Below are 24,540 nucleotides of genomic sequence, written 5' to 3'. Positions count from 1 at the left end.
TAAATTTTTTATCCACTGCACTCAAAACTTAATATAGTTTACTTATTTCTAAAGGAGGGTTATATTTGGAAATTCAACCATTAAAAAAAGACACCAACAAGACAAAATTTGTTGTTGCTGGTTTGCTGCTTGGTATATTAATGGCCGCAATGGATAATACAATCGTTGCAACCGCAATGGCAACAATCGTTGGAGACCTAGGAGGCTTTGATAAGTTTGTTTGGGTCACATCAGCTTATATGGTAGCAACAATGGCAGGGATGCCTATCTTTGGGAAACTTTCTGATATGTACGGGCGGAAACGTTTTTATATTGGGGGCCTCATTCTTTTCTTATTCGGTTCTGCGCTTTGCGGAACAGCTTCAAGTATTGAGCAATTAAGTATTTATAGAGCTATTCAAGGTATCGGTGGTGGTGCCCTTATGCCTATCGCCTTTACAATTATGTATGATATCTTCCCACCAGAAAAACGCGGGAAGATGACAGGGCTATTCGGTGCTGTTTTCGGGACATCTAGTGTATTCGGTCCTTTATTAGGTGCTTATATTACAGACTATATAAGTTGGCATTGGGTCTTCTATATCAATATTCCATTAGGACTTATCTCCTTTTTCTTCATTACTAAATACTACAGTGAGTCTCTAGAATTTAGAAAACAAAAAATTGATTGGGCTGGTGCTATTACACTTGTCATAAGTATCGTTTGCTTAATGTTCGCATTAGAACTTGGTGGTAAGGAATATGCCTGGAATTCCACTGTAATTATTGGCTTATTTACAACAGTAGTTATTGCGCTTATTATTTTCTTCTTTGTAGAAAGAAAAGCAACCGAGCCTATTATTTCGTTCCATCTATTTAAAAAACCTTTATTCGCAGCTAGTCAAGGAGTTGCCTTTTTCTATGGTGCTGCTTTTATTATCTGTACAGTTTATATTCCAATCTTCATTCAAGGCGTTCTTGGAGGTTCGGCCTCTAATGCTGGATTAATTTTAACACCAATGATGGTTGGTTCTGTAATTGGAAGTCAAACAGGAGGACAATTAGCTTCTCGAACAAGCTATCGTAACATTATGATGGTATCTGGTGTCTTCTTCGTTCTTGGTATTTATTCATTAAGTACTTTAACAATGGACACACCTCGTTTACTCGTAACACTATTTATGATTCTCGCTGGGCTTGGTGTTGGCTTCTCATTCTCAGTATTAAGTATGTCTTCTATTCACAAGTTAGAAATGCGAGACCGCGGTTCGGCGACATCAACAAACTCATTCTTCCGATCACTCGGTATGACTCTTGGTGTAACGATTTTCGGTACAATTCAAAATCATATTTTTACAGATAAACTAAACTCTGTGTTCTCCCCTGAACTAGCAAAATTAGCTCCAAAAGGCGGAGACACAAGTTTCTTATTATCACCAGGCGCTACCGCAAAAATTCCTGTTGAAATATTAGCGGGTATTAAAGAAGCTCTCGCTACATCTATTGCGAACACATTCTTCTGGGCACTCATCCCGGCTGTACTAAGTGTTATTTGTATTTTACTAATGGGAAATGAACGCCTCTTTACAGGCCCTAAAAAGAAAGAAAAACAAAAGCAAGTCAGTTAATATAAAAAAGAAGCGGCATATCCCTTTATGAAAAAGGATATGCCGTTTATAATATGTATAAAGTTTTTATATACAGGAGTTGAGACAGCATGAGCATGAAATTAGTCATTCTCGGCTTGCTACTCGAAGGAGATAAACATCCATATGAAGTGCAGCATATTATGAAAGAACGACAAATGGATTGTTATATTAAATATGCTAAAGGATCACTTTATTACGCTTTCGAGCAATTAGAAAAGCAAGGCGCAATTCACATTACAAATGTAATTAGAGATACAAACCGACCTGACAAAACGATTTTTCATATAACAGAAGAAGGCAAAAAACTATTCCACACTTTACTATTAAAACAATTCGAAGCAAAAAACCAAATATATAAACCTATTTATTCAGCCCTATCTTTCGCTCACTTTAGCAATGATCATGAATTAGTTCCTATTTTAGAAAAAAAGAAAAATGATACTCTTCAATATTTACATACTATGCAAACGATATATGATTGTAATAAAGGAAAGGTTCCACGTGCACAACTATATATCTTGCAAAGTGTAATTGAGCATATTACAGTTGAATTACAATGGCTAAACACCCTCCTTAAAGATGCTATAGCAGGCCGACTTTCAGAAGTTGCTATAGATGAAAATTGAGCTATGAAAGAAGACATCCCTACTTCTTTCATAGCTCAATTTCTCTTTTTATACTGTAATATTATTAGTTACTTCAGAATAAAAAGTCAGAATAATAAGAAATAAAAACTTTGGAATTTTCTTATTTTAAAACAGTAGACAAAATTCCAAAAATTGTGTTAGAATTTGTTTCAATATCATATCGCTTGTTAAATTCCTTTCAAAAGGAAAATAGGTACACGAACATTTCGTTTCGTGTTTAAAAGGGAAGCTTGGTGAAACTCCAACACGGTCCCGCCACTGTAAATGCTGAGATTTCTTTTTGGTGCCACTGTGAAAACGGGAAGGTGAAAGAAATTATATGAAGCATAAGTCAGGAGACCTGCCTGTTTTAACAACACTGATAGATTCACGGATGATGATGAGGTGTTAAAACAAAAAGGAAGGCTTATTTTCTATGTCTTTGCACTTTTTGTTATAAGTATTTCCTAGTAAACGGAAATGCTTACTTTCAATTAGGGAGGAATTTAAAATGGCAATTCAAACAAGTAACTTAGGTTATCCACGTATCGGACTACAACGAGAGTGGAAAAAAACATTGGAAGCTTTTTGGTCCAATAAAATTGATGAAGAACAATTTTTAACAACAATGAAAGAAATTCGCCTTCAACACGTAAAAGTACAGCAAGAAAAAGGGATTGAACTCATTCCAATTGGCGACTTTACATATTATGATCACGTTTTGGATACTGCCTATATGCTAGGATTTATCCCATCACGTTTTTCTGAGTTTACATCTTACCTTGATGTATATTTCGCAATGGCGCGTGGCTCTAAAAATCACGTAGCTTCCGAAATGACAAAATGGTTTAACACAAACTATCACTATATCGTTCCTGAATATGAAGAGGGATTACAAATCTCTTTAAAAGATAATCGTCCACTTCGCTTATACGAAGAGGCAAAACAAGAATTAGGAGTAGATGGAAAGCCTGTTATTTTAGGTCCATATACTTTCTTAAAATTAGCTAAAGGCTATACACAAGAACAATTTCCTTCCATTTTAAAACAGTTAGTTGCACCTTACGTACAACTGCTTTCAGAACTACATGCAGCTGGTGCACAAGCCATTCAAGTTGATGAACCAATTTTCGCTTCTTTAACGAAAGAAGAAGTTCAACAAGCAAAAGAAATTTATGAAGCTATTCGTAAAGAAGTTCCAAATGCGACTCTTCTTTTACAAACATATTTTGATAGCGTGGAAGAAAACTATGAAGAAATTATTACATTCCCGGTATCCGGTATTGGATTAGATTTCATTCATGGTAAAGAAGGTAATTTAAATGCTATTTCAAAATATGGATTCCCAGCTGATAAAACTTTAGCTGTCGGTTGTATAGATGGCCGTAACATTTGGAGAGCTGACCTTGATGAAGTTCTTGAGTTATTTACAACGTTACAAAAACAAGTCCAAACGAAAGATTTCATCGTTCAGCCTTCTTGTAGCTTATTGCATACACCGATCGATAAAACAGAAGAAACTCACTTATCGACTGAGCTATTTGATGCATTAGCATTTGCAAATCAAAAATTAGAAGAGTTAGTTCTTATTCATTCCGCTCTCACTCAAGGTACAGAAAGCATTAGTACTGAGCTGGAAACATATCGAAACGTACATCATACAATTCGCTCATCTGCTGCACGTAACCGAGAAGATGTCAAAGCAGCACGAACAGCACTAAAAGAAGAAGATTTTTCACGTCCTCTTCCATTTGAAAAACGATACGAATTGCAACAAGTTGCCCTGGAGTTACCACTATTACCAACAACGACTATTGGTAGCTTCCCGCAAACAACTGAAGTTCGTCAAACGCGAAAAGAATGGCGTAACGGTGTTATTTCAAATGAACAATATGAACAATTTATTGAAAAAGAGACAGAAAAATGGATTCGTTACCAAGAAGAAATTGGGCTTGATGTCCTTGTACATGGTGAATTTGAAAGAACTGACATGGTCGAATATTTTGGTGAGCGCCTTGCTGGTTTCTCATTCACTAAAAACGGTTGGGTACAATCATACGGTTCCCGCTGCGTAAAACCGCCTGTTATTTATGGTGATGTAGCCTTTATTAACGGAATGACTATTAAGGAAACAATTTATGCACAAAGCTTAACGGAGAAAGTTGTAAAAGGAATGTTAACTGGACCTGTTACGATTTTAAATTGGTCCTTCGTTCGAAATGACATTCCAAGAAAAGAAGTTTCGTATCAAATTGCACTAGCTCTTCGTCACGAAATTGAACTACTTGAATCTTCCGGAATTAGAGTAATCCAAGTCGATGAACCAGCACTTCGTGAAGGAATGCCACTAAAAGAAAAAGATTGGGATGCTTATATTACATGGGCAGTACAATCCTTCCTTTTAGCAACTTCTTCTGTAGCAAATGAAACACAAATTCATACTCATATGTGTTACAGTAACTTCGAAGATATTGTTGACGCGATTCGCGCATTAGATGCAGATGTAATTTCTATCGAAACATCAAGAAGTCACGGAGAATTTATTGATACATTAAAACATACAACATATGAAAAAGGCATCGGTCTAGGTGTATATGATATTCATAGCCCACGTGTACCGAGTAAAGATGAAATGTATAAAATCGTAGAACAATCTTTAGAAGTATGCGATCCTAAATATTTCTGGATTAATCCTGATTGTGGTTTAAAAACGAGAAGAACAGAAGAAGTTATTCCAGCTTTAGAACATATGGTTCAAGCAGCGAAAGATGCTCGTTCCCTTTTAAAAACAAACGCATAACAAAAATGGGTTATCCTTTTCTCAGGATAACCCATTTTTTATTCTTTACTTTCAAAGAAGAATTCGTATTGTATTTTATATAATTCATCATCCGTTGGCTCTTCAAGAGGAATTGCTTGTAAGACAACTGTATACTCACCATTTGGAATAGATATTTGAAATTTGTTTGAAAGAATACTCGTTATAACGATACTTTCATTTTCAACCGTAAAAGGAACCGTAATCGTTCTAACCACTTCTTCTTTTTCAATATGTTTCCCTGGGGTCACTTTCACTTCACAAGTATAATCAGAAAGTGCTTCAAAAATAACAGTTCCCTCTGCCTCAGCATAACCTCTTTCAAAATCTTCATCCGTCCAGTCTACATAAGGCTGCTCACCGTCATAGTTCATCAACATTAATTGCGAATAAGAAATTGTTAACTCCATAGTTCCTCTTCTCCTTCATTATGAAATGTACAAATACTACTTCACTTCAAATTTCACACGCGTACCATCTGGATATTTATCTAACTTATTCCCTACCCAAGAGCCTGCTCCCCGGTTATCCGCCGGACTTATATATTCAATATGTGCTCCTTTTCCGCCTTCCTTGCACATCGCCATTGGCCATTCATCACGATCATACCCTTTTTTTGATGGATACGGTGCTAACGACAATTTCCTTCTATCTGCAGCACCACCACGATCGATTGTACAAACTTCTGAATGCCCTTCTTTTATAGCATCCGTAATATGTTTTCCTGTCTCTGGATAACGTTCTTTCGGAAATTCTAACACTTGATCATACGTATTCGTTTTCTTTACACTTGTTTCCTCTGGCACAAGTACTTCATAAACTGCTACTAAAATAGACAGAATTGCAATAATTGAAATGATAATACCTTTTAATTGCTTCATGTATACCTCCATGTTTCTACCAGTTTCTTTTCCTCAGTTATTATAACAAACTTCTCCTGTATATGTTTTCAGACATTATTTTAGTTATTCCTTGCCATTCCGCCAAAAAATTTCATTTTTTCACTAATGCTGTAGAAAACTAATAGCCTTCCGACATTCTTTTTCAAAGGAAGTCCTCATAAAAGATTGAAATGATATATACGATACTTTTTGGGGAGGAAATATCATGGAAGCTACCTATAAAACGAAAGATGTCACGAATAAAACAGGCATCCCAAAACATATAGTCCGCAAATATAGTCAACTGTTAGAGGAACATGGTTATATGATTTCTAAAACAGCTGATGCTCGTATTTATAAACTTGATGATTTAAAACTATTGAAATCTATACATGAAAGAGCTGCCACATTACAAGAAGATATTTCAGAAACGATACCGATTATTTTAAAAGAAAAAGAGGCCCCACCTGTACCAGTTATACAAGATAAGCAAGAGATACAACCGAAAGAAAAAGAAGATGGGCGTAACTTTGAGGAGTTCATGTTGAAACTTGAAATGCTAGCTCAATTAAATGAAGCAATTATTCATCAAAATTCTACTCTAATTACACAAAATCGTTTAAAGGATGAAAAACTAGATGAATTGATGCAACAAGTGTATGTAAAAGAAGGCTCTCAAGAAAAAATGCTTCAAGAATTAGTCGAGCACGCCGCTCAAACAGATGCATTGCAAAAAGAAAAAATGGACTTATTAATGAATCATATGTATAAACGAGAATCCAAACAAGAAGAAAAAATGAATAAACTTGTTAGTCAAATTTATAACAAGGACAGTAATCGTGATGCACAGCTTATGCAAGTTATTCGAGAAATTCAAGAAACAAAAAGAATGGTCGCTGCCTCAAAAGAGCAAAGCTTCTTTCAATCATTTAAAAGTTTATTTAGCCGAGCAAAACAAGAAAAAACAAATGAATAAACAATATAAAATAAAAAGTTACCTTCCATCGGTAACTTTTATTCCTTATTTTGTACAGCTGGTAATATAATAATTGCTTCAGTGCCTTTTCCACTTTCACTCTTATATTCCAATGTACCATTATGCGCTTGTAAAATACTAAATGTTACCATAAGCCCTAATCCTGTCCCTTTTTCTTTTAAAGAATAATATGGTTGCCCCAGCCTTGCTAACTGTTCTTTCGTCATACCAACACCACTATCTTTAACTCTTATTATGATTGTTTCGTCTTTTTGAATAGCTGTTACTTTTAAATATCCTTTATTTCCTTGAATTGCTTCAATACCATTTTTAACAACATTCATAATAGCTTGCTTCAATTTTGTCTTATCACCAATCGTATAAAGACTTTCTGAAATTTCAACTTGTAAATATACACCTTGCATCGCTGCAAATGACGACATAAGAGTGGTCATTTCTATTAATTGGGCTGATAAACAAATGTGTTCTTTTTTCTCAATTTGCGGCCTTGCTAAATTCAAGTAATCTGAAATAATTTGTTCCGCCCGATCCAATTCAGCTAATACGAGACGCATATAATCCTTATTCTTCACATCTTCCGTACTTTCTAGCAATTGGATAAATCCACGAACAACAGTAAGTGGATTTCGAACTTCATGTGCCACACTTGCTGCTAACTCACTTACAATATTAAGCTTTTCTGATTTTTGCATCTCTGTACGTAGCAATGCATTTTCGTTTAAATATTCAGTTAAATACACCTGAAATACCATTGTCATGACCATGATAAGCGAGGCAAATATAAATCCGCTATATATTTGCGAAATATACGGTGTAAATCCTGTTTCCAAAAGAACATTAATCATGCCTAATACTAAAGAAACAAGCACATAAAATGATGAAATCATAAATGCTAAAATTAATTTCTTATCTCTTGAAAAAAGAGACCATTTCTTTGATAAAAATAGCGGAACTATCAATAGAAATGTTACTTCTAAAACTGGAAGAAAGCTCATTCCCTTTAGTAACCATTCATATGCAACAAAAATAACCGCTGGGATTAAACCAACAATCCCACCATATAAAAAACCACTGACAATTGGAATTGGGTGAAAGTTATACCCACACACATTGCCAAAACAAATAGAGTATGTCATGGAGAGAACGAGCGTAACGCTAGATAAAAACATAATAAAGTAACGATTTGGCTTCGGAGGCATTTCTTGATAGCGATTTAAACGAATCGCTTCATATAAAAATAGTGGTAAAATTATGATGGCAATTTGAATCAACAAATCACGGATAAGCTCCATAACCTCTCATCCCCTATATGTATTTTGATATGATTATATCATTTTATAGGTTTATTTGTTTTAAAATTTTGATTTTTCTTAACATATTTGTTAATTCTTTGTTAACAACTCATAATAATTGTTACAGATTTTCGAAATGATTGTAAACCCTGTACCAAATTTCCTTCGTGCAGTATACAATGAATACGGATTACAAAGAAAATGTAAAAATACTTTTTTAGACGGACAACTATAGCAAAATACAGCATATAATCCATACTATCTATGTTTACAAATAAGTGATCATTACTTTAGTAGGAGGAAGATAAATATGGCGGGTACTACGCTTGTTTTAAAAGAAGAAAATTTGGTTGTTCTAGAAAATGTTGAAAAATCAGTATATGAAGAGTTACAGCATAAAGCAGGAGATGAAGATTGCACATGTGCTGTGAACGAATCAGTTGTTCACCTTGGCAAGGTATCCTCTGTACTCTGGAATGAAGATGAAATAGATTGGGAATACGGATATTAAAAAGTCGCTTATAGCGGCTTTTTTTCTCTTTTCTCTTTTCTCTTTTCTCTTTTCTCTTTTCTCTTTTCTCTCTCTTTCTAAATTACATATACAAAGCGCAATCATAGAAAATATGATAAAATGAACTTAATTTTCAAACGGAAGAAAGGGAGATACAATGGAACAATTCATTAACCCTAGAGTGAAGGATATCCAAATTTCTGGAATCCGTCAATTCTCTAACATGATTCAACACTATGATAATTTGATTTCTTTAACAATCGGACAACCCGATTTCCCTACACCTTCTCTCGTAAAAGAAGCGGCAAAACGGGCTATTACAGAAAACTATACAAGCTATACACATAACGCTGGTTTACTAGAATTACGTAAGGCAGCTTGTAACTTCGTAAAAGATAACTACGATTTACATTACTCACCTGAAAACGAAACCATCGTTACAATTGGTGCTAGCGAAGCAATTGATGTTGCATTCCGAACGATTTTAGAGCCAGGAACAGAAGTAATTTTACCTGCTCCTATTTATCCAGGTTACGAACCTATTATTCGATTATGCGGTGCAACGCCCATTTTTGTAGATGTTCGTGAAACTGGATTCCGTTTAACAGCTGACGCGCTAAAAAATGCTATTACAGAAAAAACAAGATGTATCGTACTACCATATCCTTCTAACCCAACTGGTGTAACTTTATCCACAGAAGAATTAAAAGATATTGTAGATGTTTTAAAAGATAAAAATATTTTCGTCCTTTCAGATGAAATTTATAGCGAGCTTGTGTATGAACAAAAGCATACATCTATCGCTCATTTCCCAGAAATGCGTGAAAAGACAATTGTCATTAACGGTTTATCTAAATCACATTCTATGACTGGCTGGCGTGTTGGACTTTTATTCGCACCAAGCTATTTAGCAGGACACATATTAAAAGTTCATCAATACAATGTAACGTGTGCTACTTCAATCGCTCAATACGCTGCGATTGAAGCATTAACAGCTGCTAAAGACGCACCCAAAATGATGCGCCACCAATATAAAAAACGCCGTGATTACGTATATAATAGACTCACTCAAATGGGATTAGCAGTTGAAAAGCCAACAGGTGCATTTTACTTATTCCCATATGTTGGTCATTTGACATCTTCATCATTTGATTTTGCACTTGATCTTGTCAAAGAAGCTGGACTAGCTGTAGTTCCTGGAACAGCATTCTCTGAATACGGTGAAGGCTACCTTCGCTTGTCCTATGCGTATAGTATCGAAACTTTAAAAGAAGGCTGCGACCGATTAGAAGCCTTTCTAAAGAAAAAAGCTAAGAGTTAAACTCTTAGCTTTTTTCTGCATAATGATCACAAGTTTGACGTTTTAGTAATTTATGAGGAATAATGATACACTTTGCAGTGGATTCTGCATTCTCTACTTTATCAACTAAAGCTTTCGCTGCCTCATATCCTAGCTGATAAATATTCACATCAACTGTCGAAAGTGGAGGGCTCGCAATTTCTGATAATAAAGCATTATTAAAGCTTACAATAGAAACATCCTTCGGTACAACGAATCCTTTTTTAGAAAGAGCACTTAACACACCAAGTCCAATTAAGTCATCCGTTGCCATAATTGCCGTCGGCGGTTGCTGCAGTCCCATTAATTCCTCAACGGCTTGTTGACCACTTTCCCTCGAAAAATCAAAATGTAAAATATATTCTTTTGGTAATACAATGTCTGCTAATTTCAAGGCATCACTCATACCAGCTAAACGATCTCTCGTTACAAGTAAATCTGATCCACCACCAATGAACGCGATTTGCTTATGCCCTAATGAAATTAAATATTCTGCCACTTCTCTTGCAGCTGTATAATTGTCATTATCTACATATGTAATTTCATCTTTTCGATCATATGGTTTTCCTATTAAAACAAACGGGAAATTCTGTTCATGTAAATATTGAATAATCCGATCATTCTCCCTTGAATATAAAAGAACAATGCCACCAATTTGGCGTCCCTGTACCATCTTTACGACACCATTAAAAATTTCTTCTTCCGTTTCACCTGTCGACATGTAAAGCGCATAACCTTCTACGTGTGCAAATGAACTAATCCCTCTTATAACTTCTGGGAAAAATGGATTTTGAAAAGCTTTACTTGCAGAACTTGGCATAACAAGACCAAGTGTTTTCGTCGTTTGGTTCGCAAGATTTCTCGCATTTAAATTGGGATGATACCCTAATTCACTCATCACTTTCCTAACACGGCGCTTTGTCTTTTCACTTATACTTGGATTATCAGCAATTACACGAGAAACTGTTGATGGTGCAACATTCGCTTGCTTCGCCACATCTTTAATTGTAACTGTCATAAAAATCCCCCTCCTCTCATTTCTCTGTCATTTTTCATATATTTTATCTCGCATTCATTGCAAGTCATAAACTTTCATTTCTTATATCTTGCAAAACTAATCCTATTCTCCCTCTTCATGTATTGTAAGGGATATAGCTATTTTTTCCTATACTATAATATACTATTTATTTCACTTCTTTTCACATGTGATGTCAAATCTCTTTTCATCTCCCTATAAAGTTATTTATAGGGAGATGAAAAGAAAAATGGGACATAATGTCCCATTTTTCATCCTTTTGTACCTCCAGCTGTTAAACCGGAAACAAAATATTTTTGTAGTGATAGGAATAAAATTGAAATCGGGATCGCAATTAACACTGAACCCGCTGCAAACGTTGTAAATTCATTACCGAATTTTTTCGCAACCATTTCATATAATCCAACTGCTAAAGTATAATTTTCTGGTGTTCGCAAAATAATACTCGCTAAAATGAAATCTGTAAATGGACCAATGAAAGTAAATAATGCTACAACCGCTACGATTGGCTTTGCAAGTGGCATAATGATTTGCCAGAAAATACGGAAATGCCCTGCTCCATCCATTCGAGCTGATTCATCCAACTCTTTCGGAATCGTATCAAAATACCCTTTCATAAGCCATGTATTCATCGGAATTGCTCCGCCCACATAAATTAAAATTAATGCAAGGTGTGTATCAAGTAATCCTGTTAACTGAGCTAATATATATAGTGCGATTAACGCTGCAAAATTCGGGATCATTTGCAGAATTAAAAATGTTAATAAACCATTCTTTCTTCCAACAAAACGATATCTCGAAAATGCATAAGCAGTAAAACTAATGGCTAGTACAGAGAAAATCATCGTCATTACGCTAACTTTCAAAGTATTTTTATACCAAAGTAAGTAATTACTTGAATCGAGATCAAGTAGCTTGCGATAATGATCTAATGTGGCATTTTTCGGAATAATACTTGACCCAGATAAACTATCACCTGGATTAAACGATGAGCCAATTATCCATAGTAATGGATAGAAAACAATCGCACACATTATGAAGATAACTAAATAACTTAATGAAAGACGTAGCATCTTTTGTCGTTTAATATTCATTTACATCATATCCTCTTCTTGGAATGATTTTGTTCTCTTAAATTGCCATAACGCAACTGTAATAACGATTAACGATAAAATCATTGTAAGAGCTGCTGCTTTGCCGTATTGAGCCGAAGTCATCGTTAACTTATAGATCCATGAAATTAAAATATCCGTTCCACCTGCATTTTGTCCAGACACAGCAGGTCCCCCGTTATTAAATAGATAAATAATACTAAAATTATTAAAGTTAAACGTATATTGCGTAATTAATATTGGCGCTGTTGCATATAACACAAGTGGCAATGTAATTTTGCGGAACTGTTGCCAAGCAGTTGCTCCGTCTACTGTAGCCGCTTCATATAATTCTCCTGGAATCGATTGCAGTATACCTGTTGTCATCGCAAAGACGAACGGGAAACCAAGCCACGTTTGAATCATAATTAAAGCAATCTTTGACCAAAACGGGTCTGTCATCCAAGCAATCTTTTCAATCCCGAATAAAGCTAATACTTGGTTATTAATTGCTCCAAATGTTTCATTAAACATACCAGCAAATACAAGAATAGATACGAATGCTGGAACAGCCCACGGTAAAATAAAGATTGTTCGAATAATTGCCTTACCTTTAATACCAGGCTGATTTACGATAATCGCTAAAAAAATACCAAGTGCAACTTGTAATGTTGTTGCAACGAATGTCCAAATGACAGTCCAAGAAAATACACTTAAAAATGTATCTCTCCACATCGGTAATGTGAAAATATCAATAAAGTTTTTAAAGCCCACCCAATCTACTAATTTAGCTGGAGGAGAATGATATAAATCATAGTTTGTAAATCCAATTAAAATTACGAAGATGATTGGAAATACGACAACAAAGATAAGTAGTAGAAAACCTGGTGAAACCATTAAATAAGGAAAGCCTTGATCTAACAAATTACGGTATTGCTCTTTTACAGAATTTAACGGTGTTCCAATATCACGTTTCTTCCCATTTTGATATGCATCATATAAGTTAAATGCATATATGCCAAGCCCAAAAGCGATAACGATAAGTGCCAAGATCCCTTCTACTAATAGAAAGACGGAATGGTCACGTGGAACTTCTGTACCGAGCGTTACAATGCCCCATAATCCCATATTTAATAAATCAGCAAAGGCTACAATAAATGAACCTGTTAATACTAGAAAAATAAGACCTTTTACAAATTGTTTATTATACATTTGGCCCACGCCTGGAATGATTGATAACATGGTTGCCACTTTCCTATGCTTTGAATCATTTAACCCCTTTGCAGGTTCCATAGATGTTTGCATGTTCCTTCCCCCTTTTTTCTTCCTACATGGAAGGGAGAGAATTCGTGCCCCTCATATTAGAGGCACGAATTTCACCTTATTTTTTCTTACTATGATTTGCCTCAATATTACCTTTAATTTGTTTCACTGCACTATCAAGTGCGGATTTTGGTGCTTCTTTATCTGATACAACTAATTGAAGCGCATCTCCAGCTGGTTTCCAAACTTCTTGCATTTCTGGAATGTTTGGCATTGGAATTCCATTTTCAGATTGTGTCGCAACCGCTTTTGCAGCCTCATTTTCTTTAATGATTGGATCTTCCATTACTGATTTTACTGGTGGAATTTCTTTCGTTTTCTCAAAGCGAATTTTAGCATTTTCTTCATTTGTAACCCACTCAGTAAATTTTGTAGCTAAATCATTTTGTTTAGAGAAGCTTGTTACATGCCATCCTTTTACGCCAACGAACGTTTTCATCGGTTGACCATTTGGTAATTTCGGCATTGGAGCAACACCATAGTCTATTCCAGCCTTTTCCATCGCTTGGAATGCCCATGGACCATTCATAATAGATGCTGCTTTTCCTTCATTAAATAATCCATCTGCAGCTGAACCACCAGATTCACCGATAATACCTTTCGGGAATAACTTTTCTTTATACCATTTTTGAATATATTCAGCACCTTGTACCGCACCGCTATTATTTAATCCAATATCATTTGCATTCGGCTTTCCATCTTTTTCACCAAATACATAACCACCCATACCTGCCATAAATGCATTAGCAAAGTAGAAGTTATCTCCTAGTGCTAAAAATCCGTATTTTCCATCTTTCGTAAAGTCTTTTGAGAAGTTAAACAGTTCATCCATCGTTTCCGGCGCTTTTTGCATCATTTTTTTATTATAAATAAAGATTGGTGTTTCAATCGCTTTTGGTAAACCATATATTTTTCCGTTATATGTTTGTGCTTCTATTGATAAATCTGTAAATTTACTTTTTACTGTATCATCTACTTTCACTTCTGAAAGTAGCCCTTCTGTTACCGCATTACCAATATGATCATGTGGCAATGTTACAACATCTGGCCCTGTGCCAGCTGGACCGTCGAGACGAAGTTTTTCTATTTGTTTCGTCATCTGAACCTCTTCAACTTTTACTTTCACATTATATTTCTTTTCAAAACTTTTCACCGCTGGCTCTAGACCCACACCTTTTTTCTCATCTTCCCAAACAAGAAGATCATAATCTTTTTTCGCTTTACTTTCCTCTTTTTTCCCTGAATCTTTCGGTCCACATGCAGATAACATACCAATAGATAATGCTGAAACCGTTAATAATGATAATGCTTTCTTCATCCCAAAAACCTCCCTAAATTGTCTATGTACCTTAGTAACTGAAAACGTTTGCATTTAATAGTTTAATTGAAGCGCAAACAATATCTCAAGTCTATGAAAACGTTTGCGCTATTTGTCTATCATTATACATTCTTTTATTCATTTTGCAAATATTAATTTAAAAATTATGTCATTATACTCTTTATACATTGACTTTATATTAAATGAATACTACTCTTATAAGCAATATTAAAGCTATAAGAAAGGCAATCGTTTGCAATATAGGCTTTATTATTACACTTAAGGGAATACTATGTATAGAGATATTGAAGGGGGATTTTCTATATGTTTAAAGAAGCCATTTATCATAGGCCGAAAGATAATTATGCATACGCTTACGATGAACAAACAATTCACATCCGAATACGTACTAAGAGAGATGATGTTCAAAGCGCCGATCTTATTTACGGTGATCCTTACGAATGGAAAGATGGGAAATGGATATCAGCAAGTACACCAATGAAAAAAACGGGTTCTACTGCATTATTTGATTATTGGTCCATTGCAATCGAACCAAAATTTAAGCGCTTACGTTATGGGTTTGAATTAAAATCTGAAACAGACACTCTTATTTATACAGAGCGAGGATTCTTTTCTAACATTCCAAATAATGATGTTGGTAACTTTTTTTGTTTTCCATTTATTCATGCAGATGATGTATTCAAAGCACCATCTTGGATTAAAGACACCATTTGGTATCAGATTTTCCCTGAACGATTCGCTAATGGCGATAGTACGCTGAATCCAGAAAACACCCTTCCTTGGGGAAGTGCGAATCCTACTCCAACTAATTTTTTCGGTGGGGATTTTGCTGGTGTTATTCAAAACCTTGATTACCTTGTTAAGCTTGGCATTTCCGGAATATATTTCACACCTATTTTCAAAGCTCATTCAAACCATAAATATGACACAATTGACTATATGGAAATTGATCCACAATTTGGGACGAAAGAAACTTTTAAAGAGCTCGTTGAAGAATGTCATAAGCACGGTATAAAAGTCATGCTCGATGCTGTGTTTAATCATAGTGGATACTTTTTCGAGAAATTTCAAGACGTACTAGAGAATGGTGAGAAGTCCGCATATAAAGAGTGGTTCCACATTCATGATTTCCCGATTATAACCGAACCACTTCCAAATTATGATACTTTCGCCTTTACACCGTATATGCCTAAATTAAATACAGCTCATCCAGATGTAAAAGAGTACTTACTTGAAGTAGGACGTTATTGGGTACGAGAATTCAATATAGATGGCTGGCGCCTTGATGTCGCAAATGAAGTCGATCACAACTTTTGGAGAGAATTCCGAACTGAAATAAAAACATTAAATCCTGAAGTATATATTTTGGGAGAAATTTGGCACGATGCCCTTCCGTGGCTACAAGGTGATCAATTTGATGCTGTCATGAGCTATCCTGTTACAAACGCTCTACTTTCTTACTTTGCTAACGATTCCATTAAAGCAAGTGAATTCATGAAGCAAATTACAGAATCTCTACATTCCTACTCTATGAATGTAAATGAAGCAGCCTTTCATTTATTAGATAGCCATGATACTCCAAGAATTTTAACAACATGCAATGGAGATAAAAATAAGTTGAAATTGCTCTATGTATTCCATCTTTCTTTCATCGGCTCTCCATGTATTTATTACGGAGATGAAATCGGCATGGATGGTGGTATGGACCCCAATTGCCGTAAATGTATGATTTGGGATACTAAAGAACAAGATCATGCATTATTTACACATATACAAACATTGATTTCATTACGAAAACAACATGCAGCTTTTGGAGGACATGGTACTTTTCAATTCATCGAAGCAAATGATGAACATAATTATATTTCTTATACGAAAACATATGAGGATGAAACTATCTTTTTCGTTTTAAACCCTACTAATAGTGAAGTTACAGTTTCACTCCCTCTTCATGTTACTGGTAAGAAAATAATTAACATTTATACAAATGAAGAATTTTCAGCAGAAGCAAGTGTATTACAAGTTACACTTCCTCCATATGGATTCTCCATATTAAAATGGTAATCAAAAAAGCCTTATGCCAAGGTGGCATAAGGCTTTTTCTTATTTCAATTTGAATACCATCGCTTCATACGGACGTAATGTAATGTTATCTATCGATCCGATTTCTACATCGTAATTGTGTATGAATAATTCTGATTCACTATAACTAATATCCTCAGGCATTTCAAATACACTTTCATCCGCAGTAAAGTTTGCAATAACAAGTAGTTTTTCGTCTCCATATGTTCTTACATAAGCAAAAATAGAAGGATTATTCTCTAATATTAAATCATATGATCCATATACAACTATTTCATTATTTTTGCGTAGCTCAATTAATTTCTTATAGTAATAAAAAATTGAACCTTCATCTTGGATTGCTTGTTTCACATTAATCTCTTTATAGTTAGGATTTACAGTAATCCAAGGCTCACCCGTTGTAAATCCAGCGTGATTCTGATCATCCCACTGCATTGGAGTTCTAGCATTATCACGACCCTTTATATAAATAGATTCCATTACTTTTTCTATATTTTCACCATGGTCTATCACTTTTTCTTTATACATATTTAACGTTTCAATATCTCTATATTCATCAATTGATTGGAATCGAACGTTCGTCATTCCGATTTCTTCACCTTGATAAATATATGGCGTCCCCTTCATCATATGAAGAACTGTCGCTAACATTTTTGCAGATTCAATGCGATACATTCCATCGTTACCAAAACGAGATACAACGCGAGGCTGATCATGGTTATTCCAATAAAGGCTATTCCATCCGGTATGCTCTAATGCTTTTTGCCACTTTGTTAAATTCTCTTTTAAAGTAAGAAGTGAGCATGGTTTTACATCCCACTTTCCACCTTCTCCTGAATCTAAATCCATATGTTCAAATTGGAATACCATTTGCAACTCTTTTCGTTCTTCTCCAGTATACAATTTGGCTTCTTCTGTCGTTACACCTGGCATTTCACCAACCGTCATAATATCATAATTCGATAATACTTCCTCATTCATTTCATGCAAATATTTATGAATGTTTGGACCGTTCATAAAATGTTTATGACCTGAAACATAACCATCTTCATCTGTTTCAACTGTTGGTAACCCTTCTTCTTTAGAAATAAAATTGATAACATCCATGCGGAATCCATCAATTCCTTTTTCTAACCAAAACTTCATCATCTCATAAACATCTTGTCTTACCTTTTCATTATCCCAGTTTAAATCCGGTTGTTTTTTAGAAAACAGATGTAAATAATATTCATCCGTCATTTCATCATACTTCCATGCAGATCCACTAAAAGCAGCTCCCCAGTTGTTTGGTTCTTTCCCTTCTTTTCCAGGACGCCATATATAGTAATCTCTATATTTATTATCTTTTGATTTACGTGATTCAATAAACCAATTATGTTCATCAGATGTATGATTAACAACTAAATCCATCATCAATTTCATATTACGTTCATGCATTTCATGTAATAGTTCATCCCAATCTTCCATTGTTCCGAACTCGTTCATAATTTTACAATAATCACTTATATCGTAACCATTATCATCATTTGGAGATTCATAGACTGGTGATAACCAAATCACATCAATCCCTAACTCTTTTAAGTAATCTAGCTTTGAAATAATCCCTTGAAGATCTCCTATACCATCACCATTACTATCCATAAAGCTACGAGGATAAATTTGATATACTACGCTTTCTTTCCACCATTGTTTTTCCATTATGCTACCCCATTTCATTCATAATTCATTTTTCTCTTTTTTAAGGCGCAAACGTTTTCATTAATGAATGATAACAGATTCTATCTCAATTTAAAATAGCGCTTACAATTTTTATTGTTCTTTTTCTAAGAAAACATGCGAAAATCACTAATAATTCTCCAATATATGAAAACGTTTTATTTTTTTATTTATTTTTTGAATCTATTCGTTTATAATGAACTCAAAGAAAACGTTTGCATAATTATTTCTAGGGGGAAATACCATGGCAGAACTTAAATTAGAAAACATTTATAAGATATATGATAATAACGTAACAGCTGTAACTGATTTTAATTTACACATTCAAGATAAAGAATTTATCGTATTTGTCGGTCCTTCTGGATGCGGAAAATCTACAACATTACGAATGGTAGCTGGACTCGAAGATATTTCAAAAGGCGAGTTTTCAATTGATGGTAAACTAATGAATGATGTTCCTCCAAAAGATCGAGATATCGCAATGGTCTTCCAAAACTACGCTCTTTATCCACATATGAGTGTATATGATAATATGGCATTTGGATTAAAACTTCGAAAAATACCAAAAGATGAAATCGATCGTCGTGTAAAAGATGCAGCAAAAATTTTAGGACTTGAACAATATTTAGATAGAAAACCGAAAGCATTATCAGGTGGACAGCGCCAACGTGTTGCGTTAGGTAGAGCAATCGTTCGAGATGCAAAAGTTTTCTTAATGGACGAGCCATTATCAAACTTAGATGCTAAACTCCGTGTTGCAATGCGCTCAGAAATTTCTAAGCTACATCATCGCCTTGGAACAACAACAATTTATGTAACACACGACCAAACAGAAGCAATGACTATGGCTTCGCGTCTTGTCGTTATGAAGGATGGAAAGATTCAACAAATTGGAACACCAAAAGAAGTATATGAAACACCAGAAAACATTTTCGTGGGTGGATTTATCGGGTCACCAGCGATGAACTTCTTCCGTGGTAAATTGACTGAAACCGATTTCGTTATAGATAATACTATAAAAATCAAAGTATCTGAAGGAAAAATGAAGATGCTACGTGAACAAGGCTATGTAAATAAGGAAATTGTTTTAGGTATTCGCCCGGAGGACATTCATGATGAACTACTATTTTTAGAAGCTTCAGAATCTACTACTTTCACAACAAAAATTGAAGTTGCTGAATTGTTAGGTGCTGAATCTATTTTATATATGAAACTTGGAAATCAAGATTTTGCAGCACGTGTTGATGCAAGACATATATTCTCACCTGGAGACCAAATTAAATTGGCATTTGATTTAAATAAAGCGCATTTCTTTGACAGCCAAACAGAACAACGTATTCGCTAAAAAAATTTCCTTCTATATAACATACAAAAAAACCGTCCACATATATCGAGGGCGGTTTTCATTATTATACTAGGGCTTCTACTGTATGAAATGATTGTCCTTTCGTGCCAATAATACCGAAAATCGGTAAATCACTAAGCACCACTTCTTCTTGCTGTTTCATAAAAGATGACGTTAATTGTTTTATCTCTATCCAAACGTCATTAATACAAAGTACATTGGAATCGTTCTCTTGTTGGCGAGAAAAAATCGAATCTATTTTATATAAACCAGCATTTTGAAAAAGCATGTCAATGCGACTGAATGCATTCAAAGTAATGCTAATAACGCGTTGCCAATCTCCTTGCTTTTCCATATCATAGAATACAAAAAGGGCTTCTCCGCCTAGATTCGTAATTTCCTCCACTGTTGCTTGTCCACTTTCTTGATCAATGTCCGTCACAATTACTTTTGCGCCTTGTTTAGCCAACAAAAGAGCTGTATTACGTGCAATACCGATGCCACCGCCAGTTACGATAGCAACTTTTCCTGCAAGCTTCATTTTCATTACCCCTTCTATAAGTCTTACCGTCATTCAGTATACTCCTTTATGAGATTATTCTGCAAGCAAGAAAAATTGCTATTCGATTTGTAAACGTTTACTTTTTATCCTTCTTTTTTCTTACTCTTACGCTGATCAAGAACTAGACCGATAAAAATGAGAATGCCCCAAAAAATTATGCTACCTCCTGTCATCTCAACTTCCCCCTTATTATATAAAGTAAAACTTTAATCAGCCCCGAATGGTGAGATAAAGATATTATTTTTAATTATTATGCCATTATCTTAATTTTCAATCTATTATAAATAGAAATGACACATTTTAGCTTTTCCTTACTGTAAATATTCACAATATACTTATAAAATAAAAAAAAGACCCTTTTTATATATAAAAAGGGTCTTTTTTTATTTTATTATACAAGACTTATTATTTTCGTCTTTGTAATTAAGTCCTGAAAACCGCAATTGTCTTTGCGGAACAACATCATATATACGTTACATATTAATGGAATTCCTAATAGCAATACGTTCGGTAATAACACTACAAAAAATCTTATAATTAATGTTTGCAACGTTAGCTTTTCACTCTTCAATGAAATTAATTTTATTCTCGTTACCTTTTTTCCAAGTGTAACACCGTTCCAGATAAAGGGTAACACAATAAAATATATCGCCATTAATATAAAAACTACTGCGAAATCATATCTAAAATCACCTAAACTTATATTAAAGCGCTTAAACATAGCACTATAGTTTCCGGTCATAACAGCTACTACTGCACCATACATAACCGAGATTAAAAACATGTCAATTAGGGAAGCACCTATGCGATTCATTACAAGCGCTGGACGATGCATCTTTAACTTCATTTTATGTCGACTCCTTCATATCCTTCTTTACCCGTCTCATCGTACCACTTCTAAAAAACATTGTAAACTAGCGTTTCTCTTACTTTTCTTGTACAATTTGTTACAATAGCATTATAAAGGAGGTTCCCATATTGAAAAAATGGATAATCCTATTCGTCGCCTTCCTATTAACTGGTTGTGCAGGAAACACAGGTCACTTAACTTATACGGTTAACGATGAATACGAACTCATACGTACTTCTGGAAATGCATTTGAACTTTTCCCCTCGCAAGATGCTGTATATGCCACACAATACATCCCTGCAAAAATTACAGACATTGCTTGGGATGATAAATACATTATTGCAAAACAAACCGAGGAAAAATCAGATCCGAATAACCCTGACGCAGCAATTGCAAATAAAAAAAGTGAACATTATTGGATTATTGACGTAAAGCACAATAAACGTTTCGGTCCCTACAATGAAAAGCAATTTAATGAACAAAAAGATGCGTTTAAAATTAAGGTGCCTTTTCAAAATGTAGATTCATACATAAAAGAAATAAAAAAACAGTCAACATAATCTTTTGAGTGCTGACTGTTTTTTCTTACATTATTTTAAAAACACATTACTCCGAAAGTGAGATGTTAAACGTTTGTGGCTCTTTTACAACATCTTGTGTTTCTGAATCTCCTGCAAGTAAATCATCAGTTGTAAACTGAATATCCTTTACCTTGTCTTTTCCATCGTCAAGTATTAAACCAATAATACCATCTCTTGTTTCACCAGGCTTATAGTCTTCTCTTGATACATTTTTTGTACCAACTAACGTATCTTCGTCATATAAAAAGTTTTGAGTGGCTACTTTAAAATGTTGCTTACCATTAATCATAACATCATTCATAGAGAAAAATTGCATATTTTTATTTCCGGTATTCTCCACTTTATATGTAATCTCAACGTAACGAATTGTATTACTAATCTCTGTTCCACTTAGCGATGCATATAATTCTGCATCTTCTTGGCTTACTTTATCCCCTAATCTCCGTTTTACTTCTTCAGGAGTTAGTGCCGTGTATACTTTCAATGTTTTTTTTGCCTTTTCACTCATCTGTGATAAAGAAATTACTTTCACATCTTGTACGTGAATTTTCATTGGTGCTACTTCAAATGTTTGATTCACAGAATGCATCTGCTCTAACTTGAAAGTACCCCATCCTGTTTCTTTCACTTTTTGTCCTACTTTTTTCAGCTCACGCCCACCATATTCTTTTGTTTCAGGAATAGATTCTTTCTTCTTCGGTTCAGCTTTCTTTTCTTCTTGATGGAAGCAACCACTTAACATAAGAAGAAAACTACATAAAACAAAAATACTTTTCCATGCTTTCATCATTTCATTTCTCCTAACGCTATCATTCATGAATATAAAATTAGTCCCTGGCTTTGTAAACTATAGAAACAATGACAAGTCCACAAAATGAACTTGTCAGTCCAGATACTATTATACCTCCAATTTGGAAAATATGAAAATAGGGATCTAGGAACGCGTGCACGATAAATATAATAGTTGCTACAACAATTACTGAAACCCAATACTTTCTTTTTTCCGAAGCTAAAATAAGATCTTTACCCATTTCATTTCTATACTTCCATAAAACGTATACTAATAATAGAAAACCAATACATGTACTTCCATGTTGCATATATTTATAAACAGAGATACCGTACCATTCTCTTTGTAATAATGGTATTTTCATAACAAAATAGCCTGTCTTATGAGTGAATGCATCCCAAACAACATGCGTTAACATACCGAATAATGCTGAATAACAAAATACAAAAAGATTCTTCCATCTATGAAGCTCCCACCGCTTGTCTACTACATATGTATAATACCCAGCAAACGGTTTAGGTAAATGCGTTATAAAAGGCTTTTTTAAAATGTAATGATATATGTATGCTAACAAGAAGACCAGTGGTAAATTCAAATATAAGAATCCAAGCCACGTATGCCCAATTACACCATACGGTCTAAAGTGTAAAAAATATTCAAAGTCAGGCGCCATACTACCTAATATAAGAGCCGTTACTGAAATATGTTTAGAATGCTTTTTCGCAAAAGGAAGAACTGCTGCTGGATGTGCAAATGTAAACGGCATACTTTAACTCCTTCTCACATTTTCAATAGAATACCATATATCATAACGAGAGAATGGATCTTCATGCAATATTTATTTTCACATTGGAATATGATAGTTTAAATGATATAATCCACATAAAATATTCAGAAAATAAGGAAGGGATTCAGGTGTCATTAACACTTGTATTTGCCGCCTTTTTAGAATCAAAATCCGTTATGAATTGAGGTTTATATATTGATTGACGTACCCTTTTTACAAAATGTCACATTAAAAAAAGAAAATATCCCTAGTTTTTCCGCATATCCTTACTGCTTACCTGCTATCCGAACATTACAATCACTAGTTTTTCATCCAAATGTAACATTCATTATTGGAGAAAATGGAACGGGTAAATCAACATTACTTGAAGGAATTGCAATTGCGTTAGGCTTTAATGCAGAAGGTGGAACGAAGAATTTCCGCTTTAGCACTAACGATTCACATTCATCTTTACATGAATACCTTCGAATTTCCAAAAGTTTCAATACACCAAACGACGGTTTCTTTCTTCGCGCTGAATCATTTTATAACGTTGCTTCTTATATTGATGAAATAGATGCTATAAAATCTTACGGCGGCGTTTCACTACACGAACAATCTCACGGCGAATCATTCTTTTCCTTATTTATGAACCGTTTTTCAGGACAAGGTTTATACATTTTAGATGAGCCTGAGGCAGCTTTATCACCAATGAGACAACTTTCCATGCTTATTCGAATGCATGAGCTAGCGGAACAAGGTTCACAATTTGTTATTGCGACGCATTCTCCTATTTTAATGGCCTACCCTGAATCCACTATATATTCTTTAACACAAGAAGGGATTCACGAATCCACATTAGAAGAAACTGAGCATTATCAAACGACGAAACTTTTCTTTGAAAATCGCGATCGATTATTCCATCATCTATTTGAGTCATAAAAAAAGAAGCAGCAATAGCTGCTTC

At 34.6% G+C, this 24,540-nt stretch carries 23 protein-coding genes and 1 riboswitch; of the genes, 10 read left to right on the top strand and 13 right to left on the bottom strand.

The features are described 5' to 3' along the window. Window positions 1-65 precede the first annotated feature (65 nt). From AC1Q8M_RS19090 to metE, 3 genes are all read left to right on the top strand, one after another. Window positions 66-1,607, top strand: coding sequence for an MDR family MFS transporter (locus tag AC1Q8M_RS19090; RefSeq protein WP_061659892.1), 1,542 nt, complete (start codon window positions 66-68; stop codon window positions 1,605-1,607). 89 nt (window positions 1,608-1,696) lie between these two features. Further along, window positions 1,697-2,254: a PadR family transcriptional regulator gene (locus AC1Q8M_RS19085; protein WP_000062063.1), complete on the top strand. Its 558-nt coding sequence runs from the start codon at window positions 1,697-1,699 to the stop codon at window positions 2,252-2,254. 195 nt (window positions 2,255-2,449) lie between these two features. Next, a riboswitch (cobalamin riboswitch) is annotated at window positions 2,450-2,637 on the top strand. Between the two features lie 128 nt (window positions 2,638-2,765). Further along, a complete protein-coding gene (gene metE, locus AC1Q8M_RS19080; RefSeq protein WP_061659893.1) occupies window positions 2,766-5,054 on the top strand; it encodes a 5-methyltetrahydropteroyltriglutamate--homocysteine S-methyltransferase in 2,289 nt (762 codons plus the stop codon). 38 nt (window positions 5,055-5,092) lie between these two features. Here metE and AC1Q8M_RS19075 read toward each other — a convergent pair whose 3' ends face one another. Both AC1Q8M_RS19075 and nucA read right to left on the bottom strand, forming a co-directional pair. After that, window positions 5,093-5,482 carry a competence protein ComJ gene (locus tag AC1Q8M_RS19075; RefSeq protein WP_000424024.1) on the bottom strand — a complete coding sequence of 130 codons (390 nt, stop codon included), beginning with the start codon at window positions 5,480-5,482 and terminating at the stop codon, window positions 5,093-5,095. Between the two features lie 36 nt (window positions 5,483-5,518). Beyond that, the gene (nucA, locus tag AC1Q8M_RS19070; RefSeq protein ID WP_000811494.1) at window positions 5,519-5,953 is read right to left on the bottom strand and encodes a DNA-entry nuclease; all 435 of its coding nucleotides are present in this window, start codon (window positions 5,951-5,953) and stop codon (window positions 5,519-5,521) included. 226 nt (window positions 5,954-6,179) lie between these two features. On the opposite strand from nucA, the gene AC1Q8M_RS19065 reads away from it, so the two are divergent. Next, window positions 6,180-6,929 carry a DUF3967 domain-containing protein gene (locus AC1Q8M_RS19065; RefSeq protein ID WP_000388467.1) on the top strand — a complete coding sequence of 250 codons (750 nt, stop codon included), beginning with the start codon at window positions 6,180-6,182 and terminating at the stop codon, window positions 6,927-6,929. A 38-nt stretch (window positions 6,930-6,967) separates the two neighbouring features. On the opposite strand, the gene kinB is transcribed toward AC1Q8M_RS19065, so the two are convergent. Continuing rightward, window positions 6,968-8,242, bottom strand: a complete 1,275-nt coding sequence (gene kinB, locus AC1Q8M_RS19060; RefSeq protein WP_000420372.1) for a sporulation sensor histidine kinase KinB — start codon at window positions 8,240-8,242, stop codon at window positions 6,968-6,970. 310 nt (window positions 8,243-8,552) lie between these two features. Between kinB and AC1Q8M_RS19055 the strand changes: the two genes are divergently transcribed. Both AC1Q8M_RS19055 and AC1Q8M_RS19050 read left to right on the top strand, forming a co-directional pair. Beyond that, window positions 8,553-8,753, top strand: coding sequence for a hypothetical protein (locus tag AC1Q8M_RS19055; RefSeq protein WP_000929276.1), 201 nt, complete (start codon window positions 8,553-8,555; stop codon window positions 8,751-8,753). A gap of 157 nt (window positions 8,754-8,910) precedes the next feature. Next, complete coding sequence (locus tag AC1Q8M_RS19050) at window positions 8,911-10,074, top strand: aminotransferase A (protein ID WP_000434552.1); 1,164 nt, start codon at window positions 8,911-8,913, stop codon at window positions 10,072-10,074. 4 nt (window positions 10,075-10,078) lie between these two features. Here the strand turns inward: AC1Q8M_RS19050 and malR are convergent, their stop codons facing one another. The 4 genes from malR to AC1Q8M_RS19030 all read right to left on the bottom strand — a co-directional run bounded on the left by malR (window position 10,079) and on the right by AC1Q8M_RS19030 (window position 14,860). Further along, on the bottom strand, window positions 10,079-11,110 hold the full coding sequence (gene malR, locus AC1Q8M_RS19045; RefSeq protein ID WP_000219057.1) for a maltose operon transcriptional repressor MalR: 1,032 nt from the start codon (window positions 11,108-11,110) through the stop codon (window positions 10,079-10,081). Between the two features lie 269 nt (window positions 11,111-11,379). After that, window positions 11,380-12,222, bottom strand: coding sequence for a maltosaccharide ABC transporter permease MalD (gene malD / locus AC1Q8M_RS19040; protein ID WP_001022603.1), 843 nt, complete (start codon window positions 12,220-12,222; stop codon window positions 11,380-11,382). Beyond that, a complete protein-coding gene (malC, locus tag AC1Q8M_RS19035; protein ID WP_001194982.1) occupies window positions 12,223-13,524 on the bottom strand; it encodes a maltosaccharide ABC transporter permease MalC in 1,302 nt (433 codons plus the stop codon). It lies immediately after the preceding gene. A gap of 76 nt (window positions 13,525-13,600) precedes the next feature. Further along, window positions 13,601-14,860: an extracellular solute-binding protein gene (locus AC1Q8M_RS19030; RefSeq protein WP_000709931.1), complete on the bottom strand. Its 1,260-nt coding sequence runs from the start codon at window positions 14,858-14,860 to the stop codon at window positions 13,601-13,603. A gap of 324 nt (window positions 14,861-15,184) precedes the next feature. Between AC1Q8M_RS19030 and AC1Q8M_RS19025 the strand changes: the two genes are divergently transcribed. After that, window positions 15,185-16,945: an alpha-glycosidase gene (locus tag AC1Q8M_RS19025; RefSeq protein ID WP_061659894.1), complete on the top strand. Its 1,761-nt coding sequence runs from the start codon at window positions 15,185-15,187 to the stop codon at window positions 16,943-16,945. 39 nt (window positions 16,946-16,984) lie between these two features. Here AC1Q8M_RS19025 and malL read toward each other — a convergent pair whose 3' ends face one another. After that, window positions 16,985-18,661 carry an oligo-1,6-glucosidase gene (gene malL / locus AC1Q8M_RS19020; protein ID WP_000415172.1) on the bottom strand — a complete coding sequence of 559 codons (1,677 nt, stop codon included), beginning with the start codon at window positions 18,659-18,661 and terminating at the stop codon, window positions 16,985-16,987. A 262-nt stretch (window positions 18,662-18,923) separates the two neighbouring features. On the opposite strand from malL, the gene AC1Q8M_RS19015 reads away from it, so the two are divergent. Next, window positions 18,924-20,024 (top strand): ABC transporter ATP-binding protein, encoded by a 1,101-nt coding sequence (locus tag AC1Q8M_RS19015; protein WP_098311698.1) that lies wholly within the window; start codon window positions 18,924-18,926, stop codon window positions 20,022-20,024. A gap of 64 nt (window positions 20,025-20,088) precedes the next feature. Here AC1Q8M_RS19015 and AC1Q8M_RS19010 read toward each other — a convergent pair whose 3' ends face one another. From AC1Q8M_RS19010 to AC1Q8M_RS19000, 3 genes are all read right to left on the bottom strand, one after another. Next, on the bottom strand, window positions 20,089-20,598 hold the full coding sequence (locus AC1Q8M_RS19010; RefSeq protein WP_000218406.1) for an SDR family NAD(P)-dependent oxidoreductase: 510 nt from the start codon (window positions 20,596-20,598) through the stop codon (window positions 20,089-20,091). 71 nt (window positions 20,599-20,669) lie between these two features. Further along, the gene (locus tag AC1Q8M_RS19005) at window positions 20,670-20,759 is read right to left on the bottom strand and encodes a hypothetical protein (protein ID WP_000145638.1); all 90 of its coding nucleotides are present in this window, start codon (window positions 20,757-20,759) and stop codon (window positions 20,670-20,672) included. Between the two features lie 218 nt (window positions 20,760-20,977). Further along, the gene (locus AC1Q8M_RS19000; protein WP_000769096.1) at window positions 20,978-21,433 is read right to left on the bottom strand and encodes an RDD family protein; all 456 of its coding nucleotides are present in this window, start codon (window positions 21,431-21,433) and stop codon (window positions 20,978-20,980) included. A 131-nt stretch (window positions 21,434-21,564) separates the two neighbouring features. On the opposite strand from AC1Q8M_RS19000, the gene AC1Q8M_RS18995 reads away from it, so the two are divergent. Continuing rightward, window positions 21,565-21,996, top strand: a complete 432-nt coding sequence (locus tag AC1Q8M_RS18995; protein WP_000758786.1) for a DUF3997 domain-containing protein — start codon at window positions 21,565-21,567, stop codon at window positions 21,994-21,996. A 46-nt stretch (window positions 21,997-22,042) separates the two neighbouring features. Here the strand turns inward: AC1Q8M_RS18995 and AC1Q8M_RS18990 are convergent, their stop codons facing one another. Together AC1Q8M_RS18990 and AC1Q8M_RS18985 are read right to left on the bottom strand one after the other, a co-directional pair. Further along, entirely contained in the window at window positions 22,043-22,807 is a 765-nt protein-coding gene (locus AC1Q8M_RS18990) for a hypothetical protein (RefSeq protein ID WP_000973896.1), read from the bottom strand. A 37-nt stretch (window positions 22,808-22,844) separates the two neighbouring features. Beyond that, window positions 22,845-23,573 carry a DUF4184 family protein gene (locus AC1Q8M_RS18985; RefSeq protein WP_061659896.1) on the bottom strand — a complete coding sequence of 243 codons (729 nt, stop codon included), beginning with the start codon at window positions 23,571-23,573 and terminating at the stop codon, window positions 22,845-22,847. A gap of 216 nt (window positions 23,574-23,789) precedes the next feature. On the opposite strand from AC1Q8M_RS18985, the gene AC1Q8M_RS18980 reads away from it, so the two are divergent. Continuing rightward, window positions 23,790-24,515: an AAA family ATPase gene (locus AC1Q8M_RS18980; protein WP_000568009.1), complete on the top strand. Its 726-nt coding sequence runs from the start codon at window positions 23,790-23,792 to the stop codon at window positions 24,513-24,515. Window positions 24,516-24,540: the final 25 nt, after the last annotated feature.

The organism is Bacillus sp. GW823-FHT06A10 (assembly GCF_058795375.1).
The sequence above is the reverse complement of the archived record's forward strand: the minus strand, read 5'-3'. Positions and strand labels throughout refer to the sequence as shown.